At 33.1% G+C, this 9,136-nt stretch carries 8 protein-coding genes; 2 read left to right on the forward strand and 6 right to left on the reverse strand.

Annotated features, from left to right (window positions below):
• The 3 genes from ccoN to VGE71_RS08730 form a co-directional block, all read right to left on the reverse strand.
• The coding region (ccoN, locus tag VGE71_RS08720; protein ID WP_331137974.1) for a cytochrome-c oxidase, cbb3-type subunit I at positions 1-1,550 on the reverse strand (1,550 nt) is incomplete at its 3' end.
• Positions 1,551-1,552: 2 nt separating this feature from the next.
• Positions 1,553-1,744 carry a cbb3-type cytochrome oxidase assembly protein CcoS gene (gene ccoS / locus VGE71_RS08725; protein WP_091491194.1) on the reverse strand — a complete coding sequence of 64 codons (192 nt, stop codon included), beginning with the start codon at positions 1,742-1,744 and terminating at the stop codon, positions 1,553-1,555.
• Between the two features lie 114 nt (positions 1,745-1,858).
• On the reverse strand, positions 1,859-4,246 hold the full coding sequence (locus tag VGE71_RS08730) for a heavy metal translocating P-type ATPase (RefSeq protein ID WP_331137975.1): 2,388 nt from the start codon (positions 4,244-4,246) through the stop codon (positions 1,859-1,861).
• Positions 4,247-4,449: 203 nt separating this feature from the next.
• Here VGE71_RS08730 and VGE71_RS08735 point away from each other — a divergent pair, with 203 nt between their 5' ends.
• Positions 4,450-5,133, forward strand: a complete 684-nt coding sequence (locus tag VGE71_RS08735) for a Crp/Fnr family transcriptional regulator (RefSeq protein ID WP_331137976.1) — start codon at positions 4,450-4,452, stop codon at positions 5,131-5,133.
• Here the strand turns inward: VGE71_RS08735 and mazG are convergent.
• The 3 genes from mazG to def all read right to left on the reverse strand — a co-directional run bounded on the left by mazG (position 5,130) and on the right by def (position 7,139).
• Positions 5,130-5,900 (reverse strand): nucleoside triphosphate pyrophosphohydrolase, encoded by a 771-nt coding sequence (gene mazG, locus VGE71_RS08740; protein ID WP_177210152.1) that lies wholly within the window; start codon positions 5,898-5,900, stop codon positions 5,130-5,132. The two genes, VGE71_RS08735 and mazG, sit on opposite strands and share 4 nt — an antisense overlap.
• Before the next feature lie 99 nt (positions 5,901-5,999).
• Positions 6,000-6,488 carry a DUF5606 domain-containing protein gene (locus tag VGE71_RS08745; RefSeq protein WP_144214493.1) on the reverse strand — a complete coding sequence of 163 codons (489 nt, stop codon included), beginning with the start codon at positions 6,486-6,488 and terminating at the stop codon, positions 6,000-6,002.
• A 60-nt stretch (positions 6,489-6,548) separates the two neighbouring features.
• Entirely contained in the window at positions 6,549-7,139 is a 591-nt protein-coding gene (gene def / locus VGE71_RS08750; RefSeq protein WP_331137977.1) for a peptide deformylase, read from the reverse strand.
• Between the two features lie 191 nt (positions 7,140-7,330).
• On the opposite strand from def, the gene VGE71_RS08755 reads away from it, so the two are divergent.
• A partial coding sequence (locus VGE71_RS08755) for an FUSC family protein (protein ID WP_331137978.1) occupies positions 7,331-9,136 on the forward strand: 1,806 nt, incomplete at its 3' end.

Raw genomic sequence — 9,136 nt, forward strand, 5'->3', positions numbered from 1 at the left:
GTTGGTACAATCTGAATAATACCTCCAATTAAGATTGCGATTGTAGCCAAAATCGTTAACTGAATTGGTTTTCTTTCTAACCAAGAGTGGAATTTTTCTCCTCTTACTCTTCCGCTGCTTATTCTTTGCAAAGCAGGTGCTTGAGCCAATTCATCTTCTACTGGTGCACCAGCTCTAACTGTCATTATAATGTTATATACTAATGTCAGCATCCCAATTAAATACAGAGATCCACCGATAGCTCTCATCCAATACATCGGCATAATAGCCGTTACTGTTTCTAGGAAGTTACCATAAGTTAACGTTCCGTCTGGGTTAAATTGTTTCCACATAGAAGCTTGTTGAAAACCAGCCACATATAATGGAATTGTATATACGATAATACCTAAAGTTCCAATCCAGAAATGGAAGTTTGCCAATTTCTTAGAGAATAATTCTGATTTTGTCATTCTTGGAATTAACCAATAAATAATACCAAATGACATAAAACCATTCCAAGCTAAAGCTCCTACGTGTACGTGTGCTACGATCCAGTCTGTGTAGTGCGCAATTGCATTTACATTTTTAAGAGATAACATTGGCCCTTCAAAAGTTGCCATACCGTAACCTGTAATCGCTACTACAAAGAATTTTAAAACTGGTTCTTCACGAACTTTATCCCACGCTCCTCTTAATGTTAGAAGACCGTTGATCATACCTCCCCAAGATGGAGCAATTAACATTACTGAGAATGCAACTCCTAAATTCTGAGCCCAGTTTGGCAAAGCAGAATATAATAAGTGGTGAGGTCCAGCCCAGATATAAATAAAAATTAATGACCAAAAGTGGATAATAGATAATCTATAAGAGTAAACCGGTCTGTTTGCAATTTTAGGAACAAAATAATACATTAATCCTAAGAACGGAGTTGTCAAGAAGAATGCTACCGCATTATGTCCGTACCACCATTGTACCAACGCATCCTGAACACCTGCGTAAACAGAGTAACTTTTTAAACCAGAAACTGGAATTTCTATGTTGTTAAAAATATGTAATACGGCTACTGTAACAAATGTTGCCAAGTAAAACCAGATTGCTACATACAAGTGACGTTCTCTACGTCTCAACATCGTACCAATCATATTGATTCCCATTACAACCCAAATTAAAGCGATTGCAATATCAATTGGCCACTCTAGTTCTGCATATTCTTTAGAAGAAGTATAACCTAACGGAAGTGTAATTGCTGCCGCAACAATAATTAACTGCCATCCCCAGAAATGAAGATTACTTAAAAAATCGCTAAACATTCTGGCTTTTAGCAATCTTTGTAGCGAGTAGTACATACCGGCAAAAAAGGCATTCCCCACAAAGGCAAAAATAACTGCGTTGGTGTGTAATGGTCTTAATCGGCCGTAACTAAGCCACGAGATCCCATCTGTCATGTTGGGAAAAAGGTACATTACCGCAAGGGTAAGCCCCACTAACATACCCACAACTCCAAAGAGTATTGTGGCGTAAATGAATTTTTTTACAATTTTGTTGTCGTAATAAAACTGTTCCATTTCCATAATTATACTTGTTTTTCTTCGATTGGTGAATTATTATTTTGGGAAATAATTTTGGTCTCATCGTCAAAAAGAATTCTGACTGAAGGTGTATAATCGTCGTCGTACTGGCCAGATTTGACAGCAATAATGAAAGCAATAAAGAAACAAATTGCCACGAAAATACTTACTGAAATTAAAAGATAAATAACACTCATACCGTAAATTTATGTTAACAAAATTACTAGGTGATTGGCGTTTAAAATATGATAATTATCATGCTCAGAGAAGAATAATAAAAATAAAAAAAATATCTTTTGAATTATTTAAAATTAATCTAAATTACTCTTAATGAAATAGTTAGACATAATCGTAACGAAACTTACTATCGTAATTGTACTCAACGGCATAATGATCGCCGCAACCAACGGAAGGAGGTTTCCGGTAACAGCAAATGCCAGTCCAACAACGTTGTAGAGCAATGACAAAGTAAAACTCATCTTGATAATAGAAATTGCCTTATGAGAAAGCTTTAAAAAGTAATTCAACCGTGAAAATTCAGACGCATCCAAAATCGCATCACAAGCTGGAGAAAAGACATTAACATTCTCAGAAATCGAAATCCCGACATTACTTTGCGCTAATGCTCCTGCATCGTTTAAACCATCTCCAACCATCATTACATTTTTACCCTTTTCCTGAAGTTTCTTAATAAATTCGAGCTTCTGTTCGGGCTTTTGGTTGAATATCAGTTCTGTATTTTTAGGCAAAATAGCTTCCAAATTGGCCCTTTCTCCATCATTATCTCCTGAGAGCACTTTGATTTCATACTCTTTGTTTAACTTCGAAAAAAGATTTTCAAGTCCTTCCCTATATTGATTTTGAAAGGTATATTTTCCAAAGTAAACTCCATCTATTTTAATATGTAAAGCGGTTTTTTCAATTTCTGAACCATCTACGACTATATTATCTACAAATTGTCCAGAACCAATTCTAATTTCTTCGCCCTCAACAACAGCTAAAATCCCTTTTCCAGTAATTTCTTGAAAATCTTCGACATGAAGGCGTTTGGCTTCTGGAAGAAAATCATAAAGCATTCTGCTCAAAGGATGGTTTGATCCTCGTAAAACATTCTTAACCAATACAATATCAAAATCAGAAAGAGTATTTCCTTCATACTGTATATTCGATTTTTTATTGGTTGTAATGGTTCCTGTTTTATCAAAAACAATTGTATCTACTTTTGCTAACTGCTCTATAACAATAGCATTTTTTAAGTAAAATTTCTTTTTACCTAAAATTCTTAAAATATTTCCGAAAGTGAAAGGAGCTGTCAACGCCAAAGCACAAGGACAAGCTACAATTAAAACCGCTGTAAAAACATTAAAAGCAATATTAGCATCTATCGAAATCCAATATCCAAAACCAGCAAATGCAATTAGCATTAAGATAGGGGTAAAATAACGGCTTATTGCATCTGTTATGGTTTTGTGTTTTTGATCTACTTTTTTCTGAAAAATTTCGTTGCTCCACAATTGCGTCAAATAACTTTGAGAAACAGAATGCAAAACTTCCATTTCGATCACTTTTCCTATTTGCTTTCCTCCTGCAAAAACTTTATCACCAGATTTTTTAGTGATAGGAACAGCTTCTCCAGTCACAAAACTATAATCGATTTCGGCACTTTCGCTTATTAAAATTCCATCAACAGGAATAAGTTCCTGATTCCGAATTAATAAACGATCGCCTTTTACAACATCATAAATAGCAACATTATCTTCTGAAGTATCTTTATTGATTTTGGTAACTGCAATTGGAAAATAGGATTTAAAATCTCTTTCGAAACTTAAAAAACTATAGGTTTTAATTTGAAACATTTTACCAAGAAGCATAAAGAATACTAAACTTGCCAAACTATCAAAAAATCCTGGTCCGTGATCCATTAGCATATCATACGAACTACGAATAAACATTACGATAATTCCTAAAGCAATTGGAATATCAATATTTAACATTCTGGTTCTAATGCTATGATAAGCAGAAACATAATATCCGCTTGCTGAATATAAGAAACTTGGCAATGCCAAAAGAAAAATCAACAATCTGAAAAAGGGTTTGTAACTATCCAGCCAGAATTCTTTCATTTCAAAATATTCCGGAAATGAAAGCAACATTATATTTCCAAAACAAAAAAAGGCAACACCTAGTTTGTAAGTAAGACTTCTATCTACTTTTGTTTTTCCTGTTTCATAGTTTTCTAAACTAATGTACGGTTCGTAGCCAATAGAACTTAACAGATAGACAATTTCTTTTAAAGAAACAGTATCCGAATTAAAAGTAATTCGAACTTTCTTTTCATGAAAATTAACTTGCGAAATACTGATTCCTGGCTGAAGACGATTTAAATTCTCCAAAATCCAAATGCAAGAACTGCAGTGAATGTGCGGAATACTTAAAGAAACGATTGCAGTATTTCCTTCCTGAAATTCTAAAACTTTAGAAAGTATTGCTTCGTTCTCTAAAAAATCATATTTTCCTTTGATGTCTTGCGGAGTGGCACCGGGCGACTTTTCAAAATCATAATAAGAGGTTAAGTCGTTAACGCTGAAAATTTCGTAAACCGTTTTACAGCCTGTACAACAAAACTTCTTATCATCAAACTCAATTTCTTCATTTTGTTCAATAGATAAACCACAATGAAAACAACTTTGCTCCCTCATAAACTTGTTTTTATTTGTCGCAAATTTCCAATTAAAGCACAATTATTAAGATGATAATTGTCATGTTCTATTGAAATTGAGTTCTAAATTTAGTAAAATTTGAGAAGTCAAATTAATGTAAATTCTTATTTATAATAATTTTACCATCTAATAATGCCGAAAAGTCTTAAATATGCTTAATTTTGCACCAAACAACTATTGTCATGAATAAATGTGATCAATGCATTGTACGCCAGCTAAGCTCATTAAAAGCCCTTAACAAAGAAGAAGTTATAAAATTAGCCAATAGCAAAACCACTTACAAAATCAAAAAAGGTGAAGCGCTTTTTGAAGAAGGCGAAGTTACTAATGGAGTTTTTTGTGTAAAAGATGGTGTTGGTAAACTTTCAAAATTGAGTGCAAACGGAAAAGACCAAATTGTAAAATTGGTTAAATCTGGAGAACTTCTCGGTCAACGTTCTATGATTAGCAATGAGCCAGCAAATTTAACAGCAAAGGCTATTGCAGATATGGAAGTTTGTTTTATTCCTAAAGCTGAAATCATCAATTTCTTTAATAGCAATAATCAGTTTTCACTAAACATGATGCAGTCTGTGTGTGAAGATTTAAAAGAGTCTGAAAACGAAAAGATTGCTTTGGTTCAAAAAACGGTTAAGCAAAGATTAGCAGAAACTCTACTTCAATTGCACGAAGCTTTTGGAGAAGACACTGACAAAACACTAAAAGTTCAACTAACAAGAGAAGAACTTGCCGGAATTATTGGTACCGCGACAGAAAGCTGTATTCGTTTACTATCAGATTTTAACAAATTAGGCTTAATTGAATTGGTTGGTAAAAAGATACTTCTTAAGGATGTTCGCGCTTTAAAAAAAATGGCTGATAATTAAAGTTTTTTAGCTTCGTTCCAGAAAACATCCATTTCTGTAAGCGTCATATCCATTAATGGTTTTCCTAATTCGTTTGCCTTACTTTCTAAATACTGAAAGCGTTTAATGAATTTTTTATTGGTTCTTTCCAAAGCATCTTCAGGATTTACATTTAAAAATCGAGCATAGTTAATCATAGAAAACAAAACATCTCCGAATTCGTCTTCGATTTTGTCCTGATTTCCAGATTTTACTTCGTCTTGTAATTCTTGTAATTCCTCTTGCACTTTATCCCAAACCTGATGAGGTTCTTCCCAGTCAAAACCTACACCTTTTACTTTATCCTGAATTCTACTTGCTTTAACCAATGCAGGAAGACTTCTCGGAACACCTTCTAAAACGGACTTTTTACCTTCTTTCAGTTTTAGTTTTTCCCAGTTTTGTTTGACTTCCTCTTCATTCTCCACTTTTACATCTCCATAAATATGTGGATGACGATGAATTAGTTTTTCGCAGATTTCATTACAAACATCGGCAATATCAAAATCGTTAGTCTCGCTTCCTATTTTAGCATAAAAAACAATATGCAAAAGCAAGTCTCCTAGTTCTTTTTTAACTTCATTTAAATCGTTATCCAGAATAGCGTCACCCAATTCGTATGTTTCTTCGATTGTTAAATGTCTCAAGGTCTGTAGGGTTTGTTTTTTATCCCACGGACATTGTTCACGAAGTTCATCCATGATATTTAATAATCTTTCAAATGCTTTTAACTGGTTTTCTCTATTCATTTTGAAGTTCTTTAGATTTAAAACTCGATTCTGTAAAATTAAAAAATCCTGTCAAGAAAACATCTTAACAGGATATTATATATTTAAAAAGAAACGTTTTTATTCTTCTTCTTTTTTAGCTTTTGCTTTTTTAGCAGCTGGAGCTTTTTTAGGTTTTTCAGCAACAACTGGAGCTTCTTCTTTTGGTTCTTCAACAGCAGGAGCTAAATCAGTAACCAAACCTTTTGCTTGAAGTGTGTTGTACCAGTTTAATACTTTTTTAATATCAGATGGATAAACTCTTTCTTCATCGTAATCTGGAAGAATTTGTTTGAAATAAGCTGCTAAAGTAGCATTGTCTTCTTTGTGAGAAATAGCCTGACCTTTGTTTTCTTTAACGGCAATTTGCTGCATTACTTCAGTTAATGGTTTTTCACCTTCATAAGTGTAAATCGAAATTTCAGACAATAAACTTACATTGCTTTTTAGATTTACAGTAATCTTCTTCCCATCAATTAATGATTCTGCCACAAAACCTGTACGAGTTTGTACTTTTAATTCGTATAAACCTGGTTTTCCTGAAATGGCTAAAATTTTCGTTAAATTCATTTTTATTAAAATTAGTATTAAGAATTTGCTTTATTTTTTGTTTCTAAATCATTAGAAATTTTATCTTCCCTTTTTTGCTGCAAAAAACTTCATTCTATATTCCTGAAATGTTTTTCCTTCAGTAATATTTTTTAGTTTCTTTTGGATTAATCGTTTTTTAAGAGACGAAATTTTATCTGTAAATAAAATTCCTTCAATATGATCGTACTCGTGCTGAATAACTCTCGCTATTAACCCGTCAAATACTTCTGTTTTCATTACAAAATCCTCTTCACAATACTCGATTGTAACGGTTGGTTTTCTGTAAACATCTTCACGCACATCTGGAATACTCAAACATCCTTCATTAAAACCCCACTCTTCTCCTTCTTCTTTTACAATCTTAGCATTAATGAAAGTCTTTTTAAAACCTTTCAAATCTTTTTGTTCATCTGAAGGCAGATCTTCATCATCACTAAAAGGTGTTGTGTCAATAACAAACAAACGAATTGGCAGTCCAACCTGCGGTGCAGCAAGTCCAACTCCGTACGCATTATACATAGTCTCGTACATATTTGCGATCATTTCTTTTAGGTTTGGATATTCTGGCGTAATGTCCTGCCCTACTTTTCTTAAAACAGGATCACCGTATCCTACAATTGGTAAAATCATTTGTTTTTATTTTTGTTTTTAGGTGCTGCAAAAACAGAATTAAAGTTCTGATATTTCAGCTGGCAAAAATAGTAAAAAATAGTCAATGAATAATTCGAATACTATTTTATTTCCCCCATGCTAAAAATCTCAGCTATAATTATGCCAAAATCACTGCTACAATTCTTACCTTTGATTGTAAACTTTACTTTATGATTGATAAAATTTCAAAATTTACCAACAGCACCTCTTTTTTCAACGCCTCAAAAGTAACTATCGCTGCTGTGGTTCCTGTTTTGGTTTTAAATTTTTTAGGTCATTTTGAAATTGGATTCACTATTGCATTAGGTGCGTTTTATACTTATCCGAGTGATATTCCGAGTTCTCTTAGTCATAAGATTAAAGGATTAATTGCAGCTTCTTTTATCGTTTCGGGAGTTAATCTTTTGGTAAATCTTGTTTATCCTTATCCTTTTCTGTTTTATATATTTTTAGGATTTCTGTTGTTTTTATGTTCTATGATTTCGGTTTACGGACAAAGAGCAACTCTAATTTCTTTCTCAGCTTTATTATCTATTTCGCTTTCTTTTGGACATTTACATGAAGGATGGGAAGCTTTTCAATATTCCGGTTTTATATTTATTGGAGGAATTCTCTATTTAATTGTATCTCTCGTATTTCATTTTGTACAACCTTATAAATATGTAGAATTACAAATTACTGAAGGCATTAAACTTACCGCCAAATATTTAAAACTAAGAGGAGACTTATGGAGCCCCGAAGCTAACAGAAAAGCCATTATTGAGAAACAACTTGCCATTCAGGTTGATTTAAATCTGATACATGAAGATTTAAGAAAATCATTAATTGGAAATCAGAATGCCTCTGGAACTACCAGCCAGAACCGAAAAATGCTTTTGGTTTTTATCACTTTAGTTGAAATTCAGGAATTAGCTCTTTATACTTCTTTTGATCATAGTAAACTTCACGAAAAATTTGCCAAACATCCAAATGTTTTAAGAACTTATCAAAATGTGGCTTATAAACTGGCTTCCACATTAAAAAAACTTTCAAAAAACGTACGTCACATTAGCGTTTATGTGGACAAGCAGGATTTGAAAAACGAATTGGATGCTCTGGAATTTGCCATTTTTGATTACGAAAAAACATTAGGAAAAGAAGAAGCTGCCGAAGGCGTTCTGATGTTGACTAATATGTTGAAATATGCTAAAAATCAGGTTGGAAAAATCAAAACCATCCAGCGTGCACTTTCTTTAGCAATGCAATCCTATAAATTAAAGGACAAAGATAAAGAACTTGAAAAATTCTTAACTCCTCAATATTATCCGTTACGAACACTACTTGAAAATCTAAGTTATTCTTCATCCATTTTCAGGCATTCGATACGATTAACTATTACGATTTTGATTGGTTTTTTCCTCGGTCAAATTCTGCCTTTTCAAAACGTATATTGGATTCTGTTAACCATCGTTGTCATCATGCGACCGGGTTATGGCTTAACAAAAGAGCGCTCTTATAACAGAATGTTCGGAACCGTTCTAGGAGGTATTTTGGCTTTCGGAATCGTATCTATTATTCAAAACCACGTAGCTCTCAGTATTTTTTCCATAATCTGTATGCTTGTAGGAATTTCGTTTACACAAATCAACTATAAAATCAGTGCGACTTTTGTTACGATGTATGTGGTTTTTATTTACGGAATTCTAACTCCTGATATCAACGAAGTGATTCAGTACAGAATTTTAGATTCACTTGCTGGAGCAGTTTTAGCATTTATCGCCAATCAGTTCTTATGGCCGGCCTGGGAATTTATCAATACACCAATTCATATTGAAAATTCTATTCGTGCCAACAGAACATATTTAAAAGAAATTGCTGATTTTTATAATCAAAAAGGAGAAGTTCCTACTTCTTACAGATTAGCTAGAAAAAATGCTTTTGTAGAAATTGGTAACTTGATGACTTCTTTTCAGCGTATGATGCAGGAACCTAAATCG

The sequence above is a fragment of the Flavobacterium sp. genome (genome assembly GCF_036405015.1).
Lineage (GTDB): Bacteria > Bacteroidota > Bacteroidia > Flavobacteriales > Flavobacteriaceae > Flavobacterium.